Origin of the sequence: Vibrio sp. 2017_1457_13 (assembly GCF_030851525.1) — a bacterium.
Taxonomy (GTDB): Bacteria; Pseudomonadota; Gammaproteobacteria; order Enterobacterales; family Vibrionaceae; genus Vibrio; species Vibrio metschnikovii.
In genome coordinates this window covers 255,562-275,129 of sequence record NZ_VHTA01000001.1, presented here as the reverse complement: position 1 = coordinate 275,129, position 19,568 = coordinate 255,562, and the positions used below count along the sequence as shown (strand labels likewise).

Below are 19,568 nucleotides of genomic sequence, written 5' to 3'. Positions count from 1 at the left end.
TTTGTTGTTATTGCGGAATTGGAAACCTTACTTTGATTTCGCTAACTTTATCCATCCAAGCCTGTTTGTAGATATCAGACTCGGGGTTTTTGCTCTCAAGCTCAAATTGCCACTCAATATAAAGCGGATCGCTTTCGCGCTTGTAAGCTTGTTGACGCAACTCTACGTTCTGCTGTGCTTCGTACTGCTGCTGAGATAAAACAGATTCAATCTGCTCCGCATCCATGCCAATGCTAAGCATGAATTCGCGACTTGTATCTGTATATGTCTCGCCTTTGAAAATGTAGTTAAACATTTCGCCTCCGGAATGGCTCGTTGAATAACGCTAGTTTTAGGTTGTGTGAATTAGCATGTGACGCATGACCAAGCCACGATTGAATATTTTGATTGATTTCAGGAATTCCTATTTCACCGATTTCGTACTGCTTTCTGAGTTTCTTTAGTTTGCTCTTTATGCGCTTGACGCTGCACTTTCTGAGCAATCTATGGCTTGAATAAATTCGATATCCAAGAAAATCCAAGGCTCTGCCGTTTTGCTTTGCGATCGGAAAAACCTGCGTCTTGCTGTTTGTTTTAAGCCTGAGCATCGAGTAAAGGAACGCTTCGATTTCTTGTCGCCACTTATGAAGCTGGGCTTTATCGTTGTGGATGATCGTGAAGTCATCCATATATCTGACGTAGCGCTTAGCTTTCAGCGTGTGCTTTGCGAATCTATCCAGCTCATGCAGATAGACATTGGCGAAAATCTGACTCGTTAAGTTGCCAAGCGGAATCCCCACACCCAGCGCATCGCATGGGCTACTATCTATAATGTAATAGAGCAAGGCGAGCGTTCGGTTGCAGCGTATTTTTGCTGCTAGTAGCGACTTCAAAATATGATGATCGATACTTGAAAAGTAACGGCTAATATCTGCTTTCAGAGCGTACGCTTTGCCGTTTTTGTGCTCCACTTCCCTGATAAACGCTTGAGTTCTATCAGCCCCCTTGTGCGTGCCTTTCCCTCGTCTACATGCGTAAGAGTCATAAATGTACGTCTTATCAAACAGCGGATCGATGATATTGTATATCGCCCTGTGAACCACCCTATCTCTAAAGTGAGGTGCGGATATTAAGCGGCGCTTCGGCTCGAATACGTAAAAATGGTGATAGGGTGACATTTTGTACATGCCCCACATCAGCTCGTTTTGTATTTCTATGATGTTCTCTTCCAGGTTGTTGAAGAAAACCAGCGTTGCGTTCGCCTTTGTTTTTCCCTTTCGGCATGAGTATGCCGCTGATAAAAGATTTTCAAAATCAAATATCTTCTCAAATGAGCAGCCCAGTGACGCATCAATGGGCTTTATATCTGTTCCGGCCATTGCCGAGGTGAAAGCATCCTTTTCAAGATCGCACTGACAGCACCCCGTGGGGTGGTTGCTTCTGGCGTTATCAAGAGCGGGGCGAAAACCGATGTTGCTGTTCGAGTTCGACCGAGCGTTGTTCAGGTTGAGCGCACCCAGCCCGGCGTTCGAGCCATTGTTCCAGTTGCCACCGCGAAGCGGCATTCGGTTCCGCGTATTCATAATGCTGCCACCTGTTTTTTAGTGCTTGCATTAACGGAACGTATCCAGCCGCCAATCATCTTTCCGAGCTCAACGAGCTGCCCAACCCATAGTTGGTATTTTTTAATATCCAGATAATGAAGATCTTTCGCCAGTCTCACGCGCCGCTTGAGTATTGCGAGTTCAATATCAAGATCGGTGAGTGTCGTCTTTTTGTGATATCGCTTAAACGCCGTAATGATTAATCGTTGAAGCTGTAGCATTGAAAGCCTAATCTCCGCACCAAGAACGTGCCGTTCGTGTTTTGGGAATTGCTTTAACGCTTGATAGCCGTACGTCATCATTTCTCGGCATTTTTCTTCAATGATTAGCGTTGTCAACGTTCCTCCTGTCAAAAAATGAAAAAGCGCACTATCGTGCGCCATTCAAAGATTCAGTGATCAATTACACAAAGAAAGCGGGGCGAAAACCGAGGCTGCTGCCCGAGTTCGACCGAGCGTGGTTCAGGCTGAGCGCACCCAGCCCGGCGCTCGAGCCATCGAACCAGCTGCCACCGCGACGCGGCACTCGGTCACCGTAGTTTCGAACCCATATTGCACCCGTCACTGAGTTGGGCACTTCGGACTCAATCAATAAGCGTCGCAACAGTTCGATTTTTTGGTAAGTCGCGAATTGAGTGATGCTAGCCCAGTTTGACGTGCTCATATGCGGATAATCATGACTGCTATCATCAAGCGGTCCGTTTCGCTTTGTTATTGAATTACTGAGAATTGGAGCGCCAACATTGCCCGTGCCGCTCATGCTATCGCTTGGTGAGTCGAAATAAGCGCCATGTTTGTGCCAGTTAACTTCTGCGATTGACGGGTTGTTGTCCAGCGTTGTGATGATCTGCCCGTTCTTGAGCATCATCTGATCAAGCCACTCCCACACGTTACCGACCAAGTCTTGAACGCCCCAAGCGCTGTGATCATGCGCCCACGTAACCGGACCCTTGCCCGTGTCGGTTCTGCCTGTGCCGCCAGCATCCCCCGGAGTTCCGTTGTCTGCGCGACGCGCGGTTTCAAGTCGATTTTCATGCGATCGACCGAAGTTTGTGTTACCTCGGGGCACTGTATCATTAGCCAGCGACCACAGTGCGATGGCTGCCCACTCGTGAATGCTCATCATGTGCCAGTTTGCGCCCTTGTTTTCGCAAAGCGCTTTAGCAACATCGTAATTCACGGAGGTGCGGGGCTGAACACCGCCAATCACAGAGCAACCGCCGTTTTTGCCAGATGACGCGAGGTATTTAGCAATCAGCACTTCGCCGCGTGGGTTGCCATTGGTTAAAAACATGGTTGGCGTGCCTTCGCCAAGATTAAGATCAATACCGTGCTTGGCAAGAATGGCCGCATTAATATCCTGATAATTAAATCGAGGGATGCGAACCATGATGTTCGGGTTGCCTTGATCGTCAACAAGGATAGTATTGCGCCCGCCGGATGCGTCCTCGATGGCTTTTTTGTGTCCTTCGATTGCGTGAGCTGTTAGCTCTGTTACGCTTTGGTTGAATTTTGATTCAGCGCGTGCGATTGCCGTATTTGATGCGTGCTCAACTTTTTTGACAGCGTCATTGTGATACGCCGCTATTTCTTGCGACGCTGCTGTCTGTTGTTGTGTAGCTTTCTTGAGTTCTTGCAGCTCGGTGAGAATATCAGCCATTGCTTAGCTCCATTTTTTGCACTTGCTCGCTTAGCTTTAGGTGAGCGAACAGTTGCTTAGTTTGTGTTAATTCAGAGCGACAAAATGCAACTGCATCGCTCATCATTTGCGTGTCGATTAAAATGTTTAAGTTTTCTATGCCAACGACGACTTCGACAGAGCTCGACGGCAAAACAGAGAGATCAAGCGTGAAGATCTGTATGAGAGATGTTGTTGCAGTCTTGTAGTTGAGTATTTTGTTCGGCACAGAAATAACGCCGAGCAGCGTTCCTGTATCTAGCCAAAAGCCGATCTCTCTTACTGCATACTCGTTTCCGCTCTCAACTTTTGCTGTCATTTTTAGCGCTGAAGTTCCAACATCAACGTATTCGGAGATTGTGGCTCTATCGATTTCATTCTGTAATCGGCGCTGATTAACGCTTGGCGTGTATGCCCGATCGCCAAATGATATCCATTTGATCCTGCCTTTCATTCCCTGCTCTTTCGCACTGATAAGCTCGGATAGCCCATGCGCCGTTATAGTTACTGCGTAACCCTCGTTCGTACTCATAGTTTGGCTCTTGCGTTGTATTGTTTGACTGATAGCGACTTGCCAATTGCGCTCTGCCGAACCGCAATACGGGCTGACGCGCTGTATTGCTTAATTTCTGCCGTAGCGCTGATCGAAGATAGTGACACCGAGTGCCCCGCCATTGATGCATGACAAGAGCCGAAAGCCTCAGGCTGATGCATTGCCTGCATTCGACCTGAAATTCCTGTAATCCCGATGATTCTAGGGGCTGCCGATTTAGCTTGCAGCGAGACAAAGGTCGCAAATGTCATCGCAACTTCAATCGTGTCTCTTTCTGACTTATATGCGTTAATTCTGCTTACGAGCCGCGCTATTTTTTTCTCATCGACAACATCGCTAGGTTCGCGCCAGGCGAGAATTTCAACGTGGTAAGGGATTGGATCTTTAAGCTTGTGTCCAGCTTGAATATCCGCATCATAACCAACGGCTCGGACTGCAGAAACAAGACCGGCTCTTGTGCCTGCCTTGCTGTGTATTTCAAAGGCTTTATCCACCGTCCTGCGCTGATGTAATTCCGTGTCAATGGGCTGCCAATCCGCAACTCCGCGCTCACTGGCCAATAAGACAACAAATTCATCTGGTGTGAGCATCGGGTTTTTTAGATCGGGGTACGGGCTGGTTGACTGTTTAAGTATCCTGTCCCATGCGTATTCCAATGATTCTTCGATGAGGGTTCGGTTATCTGGCTGTACACTAATGAACTCATTCGGCTCTGACATCAATGGTCACCTCAGTGCAATGTGGCGCTTCATCCCAGTTGCAGATGACATCACCCACTGGCTCCAACACTTTCACGCGCTTAACACCCAGCTTATAGAACTCATGCCCTATTTCTTCAACATCGATCATTGACCCTAGTCGGTGTTTACGCTCAACAAACACATCAGCAGCTTTGCGGGCATCAGGATGAGCAATGTGATTATTAGGATCTGCCCCGGTATAAAGAACTACATTGATTTTGTAAGGCTTAAGCCTTGCGGCCTTGGTTGTGATCTCATCACTCTCTTGAGCAATATCATCACGATTTAAATACTTGCTAGCCCGTTCAAGCAGCTCAGCGCTTGGGATGCCGTTTGTCGTCTCTCGGCTCAAAATAGCAACGGCAACGTTGCCCGAATTCGGCTCCGTCATTCTGGCTTGCGCATCTTTTACAAGAGCGGGTTGAGCGGTCTTGGGGAATTCGTAACGCACAACTACAGCATCGGTGTCAGACTCAATCTTGATCACCGGCCTTTCGTCTAAAGTTAATGCGTGAAATCGATAACCAGAGCGAGTTCCCGTCGTGTGAAACTGATAAGGCGCTAAATCGAACCGCCTTAAGAGATCGTCATTAGACTCAAGTACTGCAGGCTTGGGCGGAAAAACTGACGTATCAGCGGGTTGTAAAACTTGGCGCTTCAAGTTGTACTGCAGCGCCATCAAATCCACCATGTCGCTCTCTGTCACGAACTTGCGAAACATCTGCAGCGCCCAGTAATTTTTCTCGCGTGTATCGGCAATGTGCTTCAATACTAAAGCTTGTAGCACTTGCGCTAACAGTTCACTGTCGTTAGTTAAGGCTTCTTGCAAATAAACGGCTTTTTCTTTATCGCTAGCCGCGCAATGCTCAACCGCGAAATTAATGTATTCGTTAAGCAGCGTCTCAAAATCTGGCTCTTGAAATGCCTTAGGGCGATTATCTTGAGTTGTCATATCGTTACACTCGTTCGAATGGCTTCACCGTTCCATTTGCCTGTTATGCTCACAGAAAACCCACTCGCGGTCGGTATGGCTTGGCACTGCTCCACTGTCAATCCAGCAAGCTGATTATTAGCGTTGGTTAGCGCCTCTATTGATAGGTTTTGCACAATCATGGCTTCAGATGGGTTCTGGTTTTTTCCTAATCGGTTAATCGCTCGATTGCCGATCGCTCTGCGTTTCACGCGGGAGCCGACTTGAGTGGTTAACACGCGCTTAATCCGACAGCTAAGCGCCTCAAGCCCCGTTAATGTTCGCCCTGTATCCTGATCGATAGCTAAAATATGCTTAATCATGATTTAGCCTCGCTGGTATTGCCGCCGTTTGAATCAACGTGGTAATGCAGCTTCACACTATAGCCATCGACAATGACATCGCCGCCAGAAATCTCCATAGAACCCGCAAATGTTGCCGCACCGCCGCCTGCGCCGCCAGCCACAGCAAACGCACCTTGGTGATTGAAGGCTCCAGTATTAATTAAGTTGCCCGTGAAAATGCTATCGCCAGTGCGGTTCGTGTTGCCCGTGTGCTCTTGGTTGCCAACATGGGTTAAATCTGCATTTAAGATCATGCCGCCGGGGTAATTGCAAGTGATCGAGCCGTTATCGAGGTTATACAGCTCGGTCATGCCGCCGCCGTAGTCCGTCATGACTTGGTTTTCTTGCAAGGTCGGAAAGGGAAACTGATTAGAACGCAAGCCCATTAGTGATACTGCATTGTTTAAGTTATCACCGTCACCGATGTTAATTAAAATGCACTGCTCGCCGACCGTTGGGCGTCGGTAATGACGCACTCGCCCCGCGGCAGGCACAAAAAAAGGCACGTTCTTGGCGAGATTCGTACCTGTTTTAACATTGACCGACCGCTCATGAGCGCTTTCAACGACTCCAAGACGAATGATATTGGCTAATCGGCGGTTGGTTTCGGCTAGCTCTTCACGTACTGCGCGTAGCTCATTCTCCAACGCAAGAATGCGCTTGATTGCATTCATTGGTGTTTACTCCCACAAGCTCGGCATGCTCTTCATCGATAGGACCCATGCGAATTCTTTGTCGCATGGTCACAACGCGAGAAAACACACCGTGATCAGGCTGAAAGCGATTAGGGAGGTTCGAAACCACAATAGCCTCATCGGTATCATCAAATGCAAGAACTCGGCTTGATAATTCTCGGTCTAATCGCGTTGAGGCATCGAGCGCTTCGAGATCGAAATCATCAATCGATGTCGGAACTTCAATCAGAAACCTCAGCTCAATATCATGCGCGTTTCGACCATCGTTCGCGTAGCCCAAAACTGGCTCAGCCTCGCCAACCAAATAGCTGATACGCGTTTCGGATAGCTCAGTTTGGCTACGTGTATAAGTTGATTTAATCGTAACATTGAGAGCGCTTTCTAAGTGCTCAATGACTAATTTCACCCAATCACGCGGCGAGCGAAAGAACGTGTTTGAATTCACGATGGAAAAACTCCTCAAACTTACGATTAATATCGGGCAGATAGTTGTTCACAATGGATTCAGCATCGTCTGAAATATCCACAGTCACGAGCTCAATGCTTTTTCTTTGCTTACTAGTTCTGCGAAATACAAGCGCTTCATCGCTGTTCATTGATGAGATAAACGCTCCTTCATAGAACTCGCTGCCCACCCGCACGCCAAGCTTATTTTGAATGGGCTTACCCGTGCGATGCACGCCAATTTCATTTACGCCGATCCAAAGTTTTGAAATGCGGCCTTTTTTGTATTGACGAAAGCGAGATCGCAATGCTTTGTTATCAATTTTCAACTCGTAGCCAAGCTCGGCCATGCTAACGGCTCTTAACCAGCGATTCGTTAACACTGACGCACGTTGAACTGCCTTGGGGATTTCGTCTTTGAAAGCTTCGTACTTCTGGATAAACTCAGTATCCATCAACAAGCGATTGTTGTTAGTTATACTCTGACCAGCCATCTTTGCGCGCTCCACTGCCCATCTTCACCATCGCATATTCAAGGGTGATCTGGCTGTCGGTTCCGGTCGATTTTACAGGCTGCTCATAAACCAGCATGAACCGTTCTTGATCGTAAATCGTTGAGCATTGCTCTGGCAGGCTGTCAGCGGTAAAGAGCCGATAGACAGTAAGTTCCCCTCGCTTAGCACGGCGAATGTAACCGTTTATCTCTCGCTGATTGCCTTCTTTTGTCGTCACCAAAATAGAATGCCCAAAGCAATCTGCGATAGATGCCCGGAGTAAACTCCGAGCATGGTCAAATGAACTGCTCATCAGGCAACAAACTCAGTGATCACTGCGCCCGTCAACAGCACACCGCCATCGACAAACACGCCAACTGGCTGCGCGACTGCGTCTTTTTTCGTGGGTTTAGTCTTAGTGAATTCGCCCGCGTCAAAATAAGCCGCATCACATTTAAATGTCGGGGTGTCCCCAGCTTTTATTGGTCCGTCAAAGTGACCATCAATATGGCACGTCACCACTTCGCCTGCTTTAATGGTTTGTGTTGGTACAACCAACAAGCTGCCTACTAAACAAGGAATGTCTTTTTTAAAGCCGCCCGTAGGGGCGATTACTGCAATTTTTTTACCGTCGCTATAGCGCATCGTTATCACCAATTTTATCTAGATAAACAAAAGGGCGAGACGCGCTCACCCTTGGTTTGATTGTTGCCAGCTTACTTAAAGGTTGCTTTGGCAATACCGCGGCGATCGATAACTTTCGAGGAGATATCGTAAGTAATACGGAATTTCGCACCATCACTGGTCCAGCCGTCACCCGTTTCTAGCCACGGATCTTGCTGTCCATCCAAGAAGCCCATCACAATCGAATCAAAATCTTTCGATGTCAGAGCAATCGCGCCGTTGATACCTGTTAAGCGAGCGGTTTCAATGACTTTTTTGAACTTCTTGTAAGCTGGGTTAAAGCTGTCCGGCTTGCTTGCAGTATTCAATACAGCTTCAAGCATGGAGGCGTGATCAGGATGAGCCATTAAAATCTCACCGCGTAAATCTAGTGCATCACCGCCGCCATCTTTGTCACCGCTAAATGGCGTACTTGTCGCTGTGGCAAACACTTTATGCAGCGCCATGATCAACGTGGCATAGTCGTCAGCGGGCATATTTTCAACAAGGTTCCCCCACTTATCAGCGCTCGGCGCGGCTTGGAATACTGATTTGCCATCGCCCATTTTGCCGCTAAGAATCGCGTTAAACATCAACTTGTCCGATAGGCGGTAGCCTGCTTGCATAAACTTGCGTGGCACTTTGGCGATCAAGCCGATTTCGTCATTGATGATGGCTTGGCGAGTAAACTGAATCGCACGACCAAACGTTGCTAGCTGAATACGCTCACCGCTGCCCTTTAGGATTGCTGATTTGTATTCACCATCTTCGCCAACGGCCATCAGATCAGGCGCATCGTTGACCATCACCAATTCGGTTTCACGAAAATCGCTGAGGTTTTCCACGTTCGCCAGCTCTCGCCAAAGCGGGGCGCGAACTTTGGTTTCATCGCGCATTACCGTGCGAATACTTTCAGTGATAATGTCACCAAAATCGCCACTGTTGAAAGCGCGGTTGACTAGTTCGTTTTTGGTTAAGCCGGTACCTGCGTTAACACCGATACTAAACCGTGCCATATTTAGCAGCGACTCGTGTGCAAACGAGTTTTTCTGATCCAGCTCTTCAACGCCTGCGCGCGCATTTAGCGCATTTTGCAGCTCAGCTTTGACGTGATCGCCATTGCCAACACGCATATGCATGGCCGTTAAGTTGGCATCTGGTTTTCGTTGACCTGTTGCGCTTTGATCGCCGAGGTTTTCTAAAATCTTAGCTGACGCTTTATCGAGCGAGCATTCAATGTCACTCAACATTTGGTTGGTCAGCTCATCGCTTACTTTGTGCAGAGCGCATAACGCGCGAATATCAGCTTGACGCTTGTTTTCGGCTTTTACTGCGTTTTGCAGCTCTTCTGGTGTTAATGGTTTCGGCATGTCGCTTACCTGTTCACTGGTTGAATGATTGGTTGGTGTGCTTGGTTCTGGCTCGCTTGACGCTTCATTGGACTGCTCAGGAGGCAGTGCATTGAGCAAGGATTCAGGCACATTTTTAAATTTTGCGATGTCTTTCGCATCGTCTTCGGTAAAGCAGTTGGTTAAATCAACGGGGTCGGTCACTTCATCAACCAATCCCCACTCAAGGGCTTTTTCAGCGGTGAACCACGTCTCTTTTTTCATCGCTTCGAGAAAGTCGTCCAGCGTTTTCTTGCCGCCTGATCGCTCTACGTATTCTTGAGAGATCAGCTCACGCGAGTTTTTCCACTGCTGCAGCGCTGCTTCTAGGTCATCTTCTTCACCCCACGCGCCGATCTGCGGATTGTGTATCATCATCGATGTGTTGGACGGCATTTGGCGAACATCACACGCACTCAATACATAAGTACCGATCGATGCGACTAGACCATCGACAACGCCGATGGTTTTGCCTTTGTGGGCTTTCAAGGCGTTGTGAATGGCAATGCCTTCGTAAACGCCGCCGCCGCGAGTGTGGATATGCACTTTAATATCTTTGTTACCGATTGATTGCAGAGCAGCAACCAGATCGAGAGCGGCAATATCGTAACTGCCAATAATGCCGTGGATATAAAGCTGTGCTGGCTTATCGTCAGCTTCGTTTGTTAGTGTGTACCAGCGTTTATCTGTGGATCTAGGCATCGAGAACTCCCTCGCCTTTTTCGTTGGTTTTAATCTGATCAGCAGGAGCAAGATTATGAGCAGGATCGGCGGTGCTGATTATGCCCATTTCATTAAGCTGCTTGCGCTCTGCTTGAATCTCTTTGCGTGTTGCCAGTGGGTTAATGTTGCGCTCACGCTGCGCTTGACTGAGTGAGAACAAGCCAAGTCGTGAGCCTTTCTCAATCCCATCCATCTCTTTCTTAGGATCAATCCACGGCATGACAGGCGCTTGATAAATCGCGTTATACACACTGGCTGCGTTGACGCTCGCGGGTACTTTTAGCTCGCCGCTAAGAATTGCCATAGATAGCGCGGTGCGATATTGCGGGCGTGTCCAGTTCAGCACGAACTTGCGTTGCAACACGCGATAACGAGCGTAAGAATCAACAAGCTCTTGGCGGTTCGATGAATAGGCACCGTCGTAGTTGCGTGTGACCGATGAGTTATTCACACCGACTGCGCTGCTAACCAGCTTTTGCTGCCCGCTTCTAAACGGTGCGCTCATTGCTTCTTTACGATTCGATTCGACAACGCCAGCGTCTTCACCAGGAGCTAACTCAAATGAGTTGCCCATACCGAGGAAGATGTCACCGCCGCGAGAAAAAGCATCACCAGTGTCGCCACCAAGCGTAGGATCGCGCTTAATGTAGTAAGCAAAGCGTGATGCTATCTCAGCGCTGACCATTTCAGAGTTGTCGTAGCTTTCAAGCCGAGAAATAAGATCGAGCACTGAATGCAGTATTGATACGCCGCGGTTTTGATGCAGCCGCCGAGTAAACTTCAGGTGACAAATAAAATCAGCGTCAACCTCTGCAAACTCAAATCCAATTGAATCTTTTTGAATCAAGTAGCTAACCGCTTGACCAAGCCGATTGCGCTTTATCCCTTCGATTAAACCGCCTTCCGGCTCAGTAATGTGGCGCGGAATGTATTGCGGCTCAAAGGGCTGAATAGCAAAAGGCGTGCTGGATGGATAGGTGATTTGTGGGTGATAACCCATGTACATTCGACCAAACACCTCACCATCTCGAAGCCAAGTGCGGCATGCTAACCATTCGGTTTCGCTTCGAGACGTTTCGTTATCAATATTTTGCTTCAGCGAGTGCAGCTCCCACCATTTTGCGATAGCTTGAGCAAACTCAATATGCACCTCACCTTTGTGATCGAGCGGTTGTGGCTCAACCATGATCCCATTGGGGCCAACCACGTTAGCGCATAACTCATCAAGAATGGCCGTTACAAATGGGTTGTTTTCATCGCCCTCTCTGGCTCTCTCATAAATCGCTTTAGCGCCCTTGTTCAGCTCATTCGCGGAGGTCTTTGAAAACTTACGTTTCTGCTTAGTTTTCGGGTCAACTGGCAAGGCTGCGGTGTATTTGTTTAGTAGTGAGCGGTCGTATAGCCGCTTCAACCCCTTATCGGGGTTAAAGACAGCGACAACTCGGTCGATTAGGTTTAGCGGATTACTCAAGGTAATTCCTCCTGATCATGCTTCGCCTGCCACCGAGTGACTCTTGAGCGATCAAGCGGGTCAAGCGCTCTATTTCAGCACGCACCGTCGCTAAGCTGGCCAAGGTGAGCTTTTCACCCTCAGCAGTCGTGACTTCTTGCTGCATCAATATTTTTTGCTCTGCCGCAACGTACCATGCCAGTCGCTCTCTATTTGTCGGTAATTCAATCATCCGTAAATACTCTGTGAATGGTTATATCTGCGTTGTGGCTTGCGCTCAAATTCTGGCTTAACGTCAGCATCAACAACGTTGGGGTTGATCTGCCAAGGTGACGCCCATGCGGGCGGATTATTCCAATCAATGTCGTCGCCACCCAGATAATGCATCCCCGCCTCTGCGTATGCGCATAGATCTAAGCTTTCGTTTCGAGTGTTTGGCGGGCAAACCCAGTTGCCTTTGTCGTCAATATATTCTGCGGTGAGTTCATCAAACCAGTTACGTTCCGCCCACCCGGGCAGGTGAAAGTAACGCGAACCGAACTCAAGACGCGAATAGCTCGCGGTGACACGATTTTTCAACCGATTGGTATGCAGTAAAAGCAGCTTGATTTCACCATGGGCTATTTTGCTACGCTTGTCGGGATAGCTCTCTTTCACTAAGTGCTCTATATCTCGGCTTGCCCCTTTAACTAAGCGGAACAAATGCGCCAAGCCTTGCGATTTAAGCCGGTTATAAAATTGGTAAGCAAAATCAGTCACCGAGGTTTGCTTACCCTCTTTTTCTCCAGCCGAGCCGCCAGAATCACATAAGGTTAAAATTGGCTTCATCACTCGGCCTGAGCCATCGGCCAGCGGGTAGGTTTTTTTCATTACCTCATCAATCAGCAGATCCCAATCTTCGGAATAAACTGCCGGATTAATGCGATCGCCATTGCGATGTTTGGTGGTGAGTATCTCAAAGCGATCAATCACCCAACGCTGCAAACCAAGACCATAAACATGAGCTTGCACAATAAATCGCGGGTTGGATTTACCGCCTTGTACGTCCACGGTCATGATGATAAAGCGACCATCGTTAGGAACGACACTGCGCGGATGGTCCAGTGCGCGCTGCATTAACTCATGCGCCCCGACTTCTAAAGCGCGAGATTGCAGGATGTAAGAGCGCCCCATGCGGGTGTTGATAAATGACTTTAGTGCCTCTTCATCCCCACTGTCTTGATATTGAGCGTCCGCATTTAAGTAGCGATAAACTAGGTTTTCCCAGCTTGCGTAAGCTGCAACAATACCTTCAAACCAAAAAGTGGCCCATTTGGATGTCCTGACCTTAGTTTCATCATCAACCAATTCACCGTGTTGAGTAATGGCCCCCTCTCGAAACCATTCACCGCTTAGGTTTTTATCCTGTTTTTGTGATTCGTTGATTCTGTGAGTGCAGCGCGGGCATTCTACCCATGCGGTTTTAGCGGCTTCCATCGGGTCTTTATGATCAACCCATTTTAGCGTTTCAAAATCCGGTCTAAACCACGCTTCACAATCATCGCACTGCCAGTAAAATCGACGTCTATCGCCTTGGTTGTACAGCGAGGCGATACCGCCACAAGGCTGTGCCTCATGAGGCGCAAGCTCTTCAATAGGCTTGGGGTTACGAACGATGCGACCAGGGGAAGATTCCGCCATCACCATGCCGGATGATTTCGCGTTTTGAACGCGCATGAGCATGAGTTCGAATTTAGAACCCTCTTCACCCACAGAATCATCCGCCCGATCGTAGTCCGTGCAACCTGCATAGCGATAAGTTGATGCTGATAAACTTGTTTCTGTGGCTGAATCTAGCTTTAAGTTCATGCCATTTTTGAATTTCTTGGATGTAATATTGTCGTCTGATTTTCGCCCTGTCTTTAATTTTGCGATGCCCGGCGTGGCATGAAAGCAACGATCCAGATCGACCTTGCTCATGTCTGCCGCTTTTGTCTTCGTGCTGTAAATCAGCAGCATATCGCCCGGAGCTTGAGTAACAGAGTAGTTAATCCACCCCTCAACCATAGCTTTGGTCTTTCCTGAGCGAGCAGGCCCAACAACAATGACCGCTTCATAAATGCGACGCGCTAAACAGTCCAGCGGCTCGCGCATATAAGGCACTTGAGTTGATAAGAATTTAGTAACATCCGTGCCGTCTGAAATCCATAAGTCCTCGTCAGCGGCCTGAACAGGGGTTTTGTTCGTTGGTTGGCATAAATAAGCAAGGCTGCGACGAATTGCTTTTGCATCCGCAAACTGAACCCCAAGACGCGTGTCAAACTGATCCAAGCTCATCTGCTACTGCCTTTAAGTCGAAGTTCAATAATCGCTCTAAGTCCTCAAGCTGCTGAGGTGTTGCTGACGGAATGGAAGACTCAATTCTAGTAATGACTTTATCTTTAAAGCCTTTAACTCCAGCAATACAAACAGCAATCTCGTTTTCAAAGTCTTCTCTGGTTACACTTTCGGCTGCATCTTTCATTAGCGCGAGCTTTTCACGTTGACCTTGCACGTACGCACGCATTTCTGCAGCAGTCTTAAACCCCATCAAATCGGGCGCGTCACTTTGTTTAACCGGAGCCTGACAGAGATAAGGAACCACTTGAACCACGTCATAAAGTGGCGTTGAGCCTTTGTGTGCAATCGGTTCTATCCCGGCGTTTTTTAATTTTTTACGTATCGTTGAGCGGTGATAACCAAAGACTTCTAACTCTGACAAATTCCATAGTCGTTTTTCATTGTTCATTGCTTCCTCAAAGTTAAAAAATTGTCCCGACTCTCCGAGTGGTCACGCCCTTTTCGCCTTAGGCTGACGTTGCCATTAATGTGGGGACTTTCACCCTGACTTGCTTCTTTTTGATTCTTAACTTGCGCTTACACGTAAGGAGTAAGCGGTAAACCGCTTCGTGGTCATGGCTAACAAGTTAAGACGGCGAGAAGCCAACGCGTAGGATAGGGTCACCGCCGTAAGCACTGTGGATAATGGCCGAAGCCTTAGGTGCTCGACGACACCAAAAAGAATGCGCACTTTTGCTCTTGGCGGTGGTAGGTGTGCTTACTTTAAGGCAGTAAGCGGGCCTGCATTATCGTCTTGTCAGCTACTGATACATTAATGGGTCGCTAGTCCAAAGCTACTCTCTCCCTTTTAATTTCGGGCAATTGCGAGATAAGCTGCGTTCACAATATGACTTAACGGATAACAGGTTCAGTCACTCAAACCCGATGACATCAACCCCAGCTAGCCGGGGTTAACGTTATAGTAATCAATGCAATCGTTGAGCTGCTCGATATAAATCATCAAGTTTTCAACTGAGCGATTGGGGTAATATACCCCCTCGTTATTGCCCACTTCATACCATTCAAGCTTTGGAGAAACAGGCTTGCAATCAATCAGGCTCGGAGTGATCTGACTTTGTATTGAGCTGCACGCTGCCAGCACTGTCACCAAAACGGTGAGCGTGACTATTTTTCGCGTTCTGCTTAATGTCGTCATACCGCTGCTCCCTTTGCTTAACCTGATCAGCAATTTTCTTTTTGTCTCTTTCGAGCTTAAAAGCAATAATCAAGCGACCAACAATGAGCAGTAAGTTTCGCCAGCTCATTTCTTTTCGTTACAAGAGTGCTTGTAATTGCCCGCCAAATAATCCCATGGCATTCGAATCCACCACGGCCACTTTCGCTTAAAATCTTCACTGATTTGCGCATCAACATGAGCGATAAAACCAGCCATGACACCAATTGCACCAAGGGCAACATAAACCCATGCGGGCGCATCATTCACCGCTGCTGCGGCTTCTGGTGACGCATAAGCAACAAGGGAAAATAACGTCGCGGCGATTGCGGCGGCAAGCGCCATAAAGATCTTAGATAACTTCACTGGACTATCTCCATTTAAGCGACTGACTAGGCGCTTGTGTTTTTGAGGATTTCTCGGGGGAACTTCTCAACAAAGTCTGTCACTTTCCCTTTGCCAAGAGGTGTGTTGTAGTGCTGTTTCCAATAACGCGCCAAGCCGTGAATGTCGCCAGCGGCAGGCAAAGCGTTCGGAACTCTTAAGTAGTGAACTCGGCACATTGCAACTGCATATCGCAAGTTACTGATCAGTTCGTTTGCATGAACAGGGATACTGCGATTAACAGCAACAAAACCGCTACCCGCTGCTTGCAGCACTTTTTCAGCAAGTGGCTTACGAAACTTTAAGTAATCCGTCCAAATGCAATTGTGCGTTACAGGCTCCATTTGAATGATGCCGAGCGCCGGACCGCTGCCATGCTGCTTTAAGTATTTAGCTAAGCTCTCTGTAAATATGGTACCGATTATCAGTTGCTCTGCAGCTTCGCTGTGCAGCCCGAGCCGCTTGAGTTCGGGCCTAACAACCAGCTCAGTCAGTTGCTTCGCATCCATTTTGTTTACCTCGCTTTTCTCGTCGCTCGTCTAACCAAACGACAACGTCAAAGACAAATCGGCAACCGATGAAGATCAGTCCGATGATGGAAATAATATTTGCTGTGGTGATGTCAGGGCTGCTCACAGTATGTTCTGCCGCTTGCTGCGCCTTTGCCGCAACCGTGCCGCTAAATGCGGTAACACCTGAGCCGCCGCCATACGAAATGATTCGCCCTTTCCACTCATGCAATAAATCAAAAAACTTTTGAGGCATAAGAAGTTAGGCTCTTTTTTCAGGAACAAAAAAAGCGCCACGAAAGGCGCATAACAAGAGAGGAAAGTGTCAAATACGAAAAAGCCCCACCGAATAGGTGAGGCTTTGCATCGTGGTAATCTTGCTCCATTTAGGGGTGAATGTCAACACTCACCCACTAGATATTGTAAATTTATCCAGATGCATGAACTTATCGCTAACCGAAGCCGAGATAGCTAGCGAGTAGCAGTACCACAACTAACAATGCGTACCGATGCGCTCTGGGTTGTTTTATCTCTTGCTCTTGGTGATCGATTATCGACATCAGACTATTTACAGCAATTCTCGATTTCATACTCGCGCCACCTCTTTATCGTTAAATAACTTTCAGCTTTTAATGTGTAGCACTTATACTGCCTATGAGTATTGTTCCTCTGCCCAGTTTACCCAATCAAAGCCACATTCAGTACACTTTCCGTTCTCATCTTGGAAATCAGCGTCAACGTGACAGTCTGGATTTGGACACATAGGAACCATTACTTGCAGTTTTGTACCTACAGGCCAACGCTTAGAGTCAAAGCAGAACTGTTTACTGGTTTCTGTCCCCATATCGCCTTCACACCAAGACTCTAAGTACGGCTCATGTTGATCGCAGTTCTTGCCTGCATACACATTGGCTTTAACTTCAACGCCCGATATGATCTTGTATTCAATGCTCATCTAAGCCGCCTCTTCTCGTTCAATTCTTTCCATCAGTGCCAGCATTGCTGCATTGCGCTTGGCTGAAAGCCACTTGGTGATCGGCTCTAACACTTCGTGATAACGCTTAAACACACTGTAAGTACAAGCGAACTCACCAGAGCACATCGCAACAAAGCGTTGTTCATAGTTCCAACCGATTCGACCATCACTGCAATGCGTACAACTGCGAGTTTGACGCCGTTCGGTTTTATAAAAACCACTACCATTACAAGCAGGGCAAACCCGACCTAGCGGGTTGATCGCCTCTTCGATGGCTGCGCGAACCAAAGCAAGGAAAGCTTTCTCGCACTTCTGACCGCGCCATTTTTGAGTTTGGCTGATCACCTCAAGCATGACTGCTTTTTCTAACATCTTGCGAGAATGTTCATTATTTTGCATTTCAACAAACAAAATCAAAAATCCAATTGGTGACTCTTTCCACGTCACCCCTACCATGGCTAGCTGCTCTTCTAGCGAGAACAAGCCTTTGCCGCCACCGCTTTGCATTTGTTCGTAGTTCAAGCCTTTTAAATCAAACTTAGCCAATAACGTTTCAGGTCTCATGCTATGCCGCCTCCATGCAGGATATGGATTTTTTAAAACTCTGATTCTTCATAAAAACAATCCAATGGGTGTCAGATCTTTTGCCACTTGGGTGTCCAAATAAAGGACGATAGCCAGCACACTTCAAAACTTCTGATGTTTTTATTTGCAGCTCATTCCACTTAAAAATTAAAATTCCATCATCCTCAAGAACGCGAAAACATTCTGAAAAACCACGCTCAATCATTTGATTCCATTCCAATGGAAGCTTGCCATACTTGATCGCCATCCAAGCATCGTCCCCAATTTTATTTAAATGGGGCGGATCAAACACAACCAACTTAAAACTGGAGTTTGAAAAATTTAACTCAGTAAAATCACTTAAGATATCGGGTTTAACATTAAACTCACGCCCATCACAGAGAGTTGTTTCTATTTCTCGAACATCATTAAAAACAGTGAGCGGATTGCTTTTATCAAACCACATCATTTTTGCACCGCAACATGCATCTAAGATCAAGCAATTTTCTTTGTTCATGCCGCCTCTCCTAATCGTGTGCGGAAGTTGATACCCAATTCATCCGCTACGCCGCGAGTGAATGGAATTTTCGGAGTGTAATGGGTGTAGTGCGGAGTCCAGAGCACAAATGCTGATGGAAAGTTAACGCCTGTTTTCTTAGTTACACCATCGATGTCGTAAAAGTTGTAGCGGCCATCCGGCTCATAAATCGCGGTTGCTTTGCCATCAACCAATTCACGCCACCATCCTGTTGCTGGTTCGTAGGGCAATAACATCATCCCGCTATTTCCGGCGCGAGCCTCAGAAAAGGCTTTTTTGATAAACAACTGCTTTAGGTCAAACGGAGGATTACACCAAAAGTCATTTTCCCAGGGCAGGCGGAGCGCATCAAAGCCGACAATTTTTGCAAGCGGGTTAAAATCATCACTGATAAAACCAATACCGCGCTGATCGTAATTTCCTGCGCGCTGCTCAAGCCATTCGATTGATGTGTAGAACCGGTTAACTTTGGCGGTTGCTGGCTCGGCACAAACGTCAAGCTGCAGCTTGCGGCCATAGAGGGCTTGACCATCTTCAAAACATTCCCACATTGTTCCCCAGCGGTTTTTATCCTGCGCGGGCGTTGTTGAGTGAACTAAAATTGGCATTATTTCCCCTCCGGCTTACGGCTTTTCAGTCTGAAACTTTCCCACACAAACGAGATCCACTCTCCGCCGTTATCCAGCAATCGTTCGACAACTCGCTCACCAAGCAGACCTTGCAATTCTTCGTAGCCTAGGTTGGTTAGAATTCCGGTTGGCAAGTCATTCGACCAGCGGGCATCGATGATCGTACTTAGCATGATGTTTTCATGATCGCTCTTGCGCTGTACGCCCACCTCATCGAGCACAAGCAAATCAACTTGACTAAGCACTTCGATAAACTTTGCTTCCGTCATCGCGCTATTGGAATTGTACTTGTCGCGTATTTTCATCATCAGATCGGGCACTGAAATCAGCATCACTGATTTTCCGCGCGCCAAAAGGTTATTGCCAATGGCAGATGCTAGGTGATTCTTGCCTGTCCCTGTCGTACCTGAGTAAACAAAGCTTCGGGCATGAGGCTGTTTTAAATAATCGCTTATCCACGTATGAGCGTGATTAAACGCCACGCGCTGCCCTTGGCTATCTGTGATGTAGTTGTCTAGTCGGCATCGGGAATGCTTTTTGCTGATCCCGCTGCGCCCTAAAGCGCTTTGTACTTTTGCGGTTTGGTATTCGCTGAATCTTTGACGGCTGATTTCTTCCGCCTCCCGCTTGTGAATCTCGGCCATCTGCTCTTGGCTGTAAGGTCTGACATGGGCCGGAATACGAGCCTGAAGTTGTTGTAGTGACGCCATGA

At 47.7% G+C, this 19,568-nt stretch carries 28 protein-coding genes; all 28 read right to left on the bottom strand.

Going from position 1 to position 19,568, the window contains the following annotated elements:
* Positions 1 to 7 precede the first annotated feature (7 nt).
* Positions 8 to 295 (bottom strand): hypothetical protein, encoded by a 288-nt coding sequence (locus tag FKN88_RS01320; RefSeq protein ID WP_161425322.1) that lies wholly within the window; start codon positions 293 to 295, stop codon positions 8 to 10.
* Complete coding sequence (locus FKN88_RS01315) at positions 288 to 1,562, bottom strand: RNA-directed DNA polymerase (protein WP_306687118.1); 1,275 nt, start codon at positions 1,560 to 1,562, stop codon at positions 288 to 290. The genes FKN88_RS01320 and FKN88_RS01315 overlap by 8 nt, the downstream gene beginning before the upstream one ends.
* Entirely contained in the window at positions 1,559 to 1,921 is a 363-nt protein-coding gene (gene avd, locus FKN88_RS01310; RefSeq protein ID WP_306687117.1) for a diversity-generating retroelement protein Avd, read from the bottom strand. Before avd ends, FKN88_RS01315 begins: the two co-directional genes overlap by 4 nt.
* 64 nt (positions 1,922 to 1,985) lie before the next feature.
* Positions 1,986 to 3,242: an SUMF1/EgtB/PvdO family nonheme iron enzyme gene (locus FKN88_RS01305; RefSeq protein WP_306687116.1), complete on the bottom strand. Its 1,257-nt coding sequence runs from the start codon at positions 3,240 to 3,242 to the stop codon at positions 1,986 to 1,988.
* Positions 3,235 to 3,792 carry a phage tail protein gene (locus FKN88_RS01300; protein ID WP_161425320.1) on the bottom strand — a complete coding sequence of 186 codons (558 nt, stop codon included), beginning with the start codon at positions 3,790 to 3,792 and terminating at the stop codon, positions 3,235 to 3,237. Before FKN88_RS01300 ends, FKN88_RS01305 begins: the two co-directional genes overlap by 8 nt.
* The gene (locus tag FKN88_RS01295) at positions 3,789 to 4,532 is read right to left on the bottom strand and encodes a phage tail protein (protein ID WP_306687115.1); all 744 of its coding nucleotides are present in this window, start codon (positions 4,530 to 4,532) and stop codon (positions 3,789 to 3,791) included. The genes FKN88_RS01300 and FKN88_RS01295 overlap by 4 nt, the downstream gene beginning before the upstream one ends.
* Entirely contained in the window at positions 4,516 to 5,505 is a 990-nt protein-coding gene (locus tag FKN88_RS01290) for a baseplate J/gp47 family protein (protein ID WP_306687114.1), read from the bottom strand. The genes FKN88_RS01295 and FKN88_RS01290 overlap by 17 nt, the downstream gene beginning before the upstream one ends.
* On the bottom strand, positions 5,502 to 5,846 hold the full coding sequence (locus FKN88_RS01285; protein ID WP_306687113.1) for a phage baseplate protein: 345 nt from the start codon (positions 5,844 to 5,846) through the stop codon (positions 5,502 to 5,504). The genes FKN88_RS01290 and FKN88_RS01285 overlap by 4 nt, the downstream gene beginning before the upstream one ends.
* The gene (locus FKN88_RS01280) at positions 5,843 to 6,541 is read right to left on the bottom strand and encodes a phage baseplate assembly protein V (protein ID WP_306687112.1); all 699 of its coding nucleotides are present in this window, start codon (positions 6,539 to 6,541) and stop codon (positions 5,843 to 5,845) included. The genes FKN88_RS01285 and FKN88_RS01280 overlap by 4 nt, the downstream gene beginning before the upstream one ends.
* Positions 6,504 to 7,007, bottom strand: a complete 504-nt coding sequence (locus FKN88_RS01275; protein WP_306687111.1) for a hypothetical protein — start codon at positions 7,005 to 7,007, stop codon at positions 6,504 to 6,506. Before FKN88_RS01275 ends, FKN88_RS01280 begins: the two co-directional genes overlap by 38 nt.
* Entirely contained in the window at positions 6,973 to 7,500 is a 528-nt protein-coding gene (locus tag FKN88_RS01270) for a phage tail protein (protein ID WP_306687110.1), read from the bottom strand. The genes FKN88_RS01275 and FKN88_RS01270 overlap by 35 nt, the downstream gene beginning before the upstream one ends.
* The gene (locus FKN88_RS01265; RefSeq protein WP_217516390.1) at positions 7,478 to 7,813 is read right to left on the bottom strand and encodes a hypothetical protein; all 336 of its coding nucleotides are present in this window, start codon (positions 7,811 to 7,813) and stop codon (positions 7,478 to 7,480) included. Before FKN88_RS01265 ends, FKN88_RS01270 begins: the two co-directional genes overlap by 23 nt.
* Positions 7,813 to 8,145 (bottom strand): DUF2190 family protein, encoded by a 333-nt coding sequence (locus FKN88_RS01260; RefSeq protein ID WP_306331032.1) that lies wholly within the window; start codon positions 8,143 to 8,145, stop codon positions 7,813 to 7,815. Before FKN88_RS01260 ends, FKN88_RS01265 begins: the two co-directional genes overlap by 1 nt.
* A 71-nt stretch (positions 8,146 to 8,216) precedes the next feature.
* Positions 8,217 to 10,253 carry a ClpP-like prohead protease/major capsid protein fusion protein gene (locus FKN88_RS01255; RefSeq protein ID WP_306687109.1) on the bottom strand — a complete coding sequence of 679 codons (2,037 nt, stop codon included), beginning with the start codon at positions 10,251 to 10,253 and terminating at the stop codon, positions 8,217 to 8,219.
* Entirely contained in the window at positions 10,246 to 11,745 is a 1,500-nt protein-coding gene (locus FKN88_RS01250) for a phage portal protein (RefSeq protein ID WP_306331034.1), read from the bottom strand. The genes FKN88_RS01255 and FKN88_RS01250 overlap by 8 nt, the downstream gene beginning before the upstream one ends.
* Positions 11,738 to 11,956 carry a hypothetical protein gene (locus FKN88_RS01245; protein WP_161425309.1) on the bottom strand — a complete coding sequence of 73 codons (219 nt, stop codon included), beginning with the start codon at positions 11,954 to 11,956 and terminating at the stop codon, positions 11,738 to 11,740. Before FKN88_RS01245 ends, FKN88_RS01250 begins: the two co-directional genes overlap by 8 nt.
* Positions 11,953 to 14,040: a terminase gpA endonuclease subunit gene (locus tag FKN88_RS01240; protein ID WP_306687108.1), complete on the bottom strand. Its 2,088-nt coding sequence runs from the start codon at positions 14,038 to 14,040 to the stop codon at positions 11,953 to 11,955. Before FKN88_RS01240 ends, FKN88_RS01245 begins: the two co-directional genes overlap by 4 nt.
* The gene (locus FKN88_RS01235; protein ID WP_306687107.1) at positions 14,021 to 14,491 is read right to left on the bottom strand and encodes a hypothetical protein; all 471 of its coding nucleotides are present in this window, start codon (positions 14,489 to 14,491) and stop codon (positions 14,021 to 14,023) included. The genes FKN88_RS01240 and FKN88_RS01235 overlap by 20 nt, the downstream gene beginning before the upstream one ends.
* A 640-nt stretch (positions 14,492 to 15,131) precedes the next feature.
* Positions 15,132 to 15,347 carry a hypothetical protein gene (locus tag FKN88_RS01230; RefSeq protein ID WP_306687106.1) on the bottom strand — a complete coding sequence of 72 codons (216 nt, stop codon included), beginning with the start codon at positions 15,345 to 15,347 and terminating at the stop codon, positions 15,132 to 15,134.
* Positions 15,344 to 15,622: a hypothetical protein gene (locus tag FKN88_RS01225; RefSeq protein ID WP_306687105.1), complete on the bottom strand. Its 279-nt coding sequence runs from the start codon at positions 15,620 to 15,622 to the stop codon at positions 15,344 to 15,346. Before FKN88_RS01225 ends, FKN88_RS01230 begins: the two co-directional genes overlap by 4 nt.
* A gap of 26 nt (positions 15,623 to 15,648) precedes the next feature.
* A complete protein-coding gene (locus tag FKN88_RS01220) occupies positions 15,649 to 16,149 on the bottom strand; it encodes a hypothetical protein (protein WP_306687104.1) in 501 nt (166 codons plus the stop codon).
* Positions 16,127 to 16,405, bottom strand: coding sequence for a hypothetical protein (locus FKN88_RS01215; RefSeq protein ID WP_243032901.1), 279 nt, complete (start codon positions 16,403 to 16,405; stop codon positions 16,127 to 16,129). Before FKN88_RS01215 ends, FKN88_RS01220 begins: the two co-directional genes overlap by 23 nt.
* A 196-nt stretch (positions 16,406 to 16,601) precedes the next feature.
* On the bottom strand, positions 16,602 to 16,739 hold the full coding sequence (locus FKN88_RS01210) for a hypothetical protein (RefSeq protein ID WP_306687103.1): 138 nt from the start codon (positions 16,737 to 16,739) through the stop codon (positions 16,602 to 16,604).
* A gap of 62 nt (positions 16,740 to 16,801) precedes the next feature.
* Positions 16,802 to 17,104, bottom strand: coding sequence for a hypothetical protein (locus FKN88_RS01205; RefSeq protein WP_306687102.1), 303 nt, complete (start codon positions 17,102 to 17,104; stop codon positions 16,802 to 16,804).
* Complete coding sequence (locus FKN88_RS01200; protein WP_306687101.1) at positions 17,105 to 17,689, bottom strand: transposase; 585 nt, start codon at positions 17,687 to 17,689, stop codon at positions 17,105 to 17,107.
* A gap of 1 nt (position 17,690) precedes the next feature.
* The gene (locus tag FKN88_RS01195; RefSeq protein ID WP_306687100.1) at positions 17,691 to 18,206 is read right to left on the bottom strand and encodes an SAM-dependent methyltransferase; all 516 of its coding nucleotides are present in this window, start codon (positions 18,204 to 18,206) and stop codon (positions 17,691 to 17,693) included.
* The gene (locus tag FKN88_RS01190) at positions 18,203 to 18,835 is read right to left on the bottom strand and encodes a DNA N-6-adenine-methyltransferase (RefSeq protein ID WP_306687099.1); all 633 of its coding nucleotides are present in this window, start codon (positions 18,833 to 18,835) and stop codon (positions 18,203 to 18,205) included. The genes FKN88_RS01195 and FKN88_RS01190 overlap by 4 nt, the downstream gene beginning before the upstream one ends.
* Positions 18,835 to 19,566: an ATP-binding protein gene (locus tag FKN88_RS01185; protein WP_306331043.1), complete on the bottom strand. Its 732-nt coding sequence runs from the start codon at positions 19,564 to 19,566 to the stop codon at positions 18,835 to 18,837. The genes FKN88_RS01190 and FKN88_RS01185 overlap by 1 nt, the downstream gene beginning before the upstream one ends.
* Between the last annotated feature and the right edge of the window lie 2 nt (positions 19,567 to 19,568).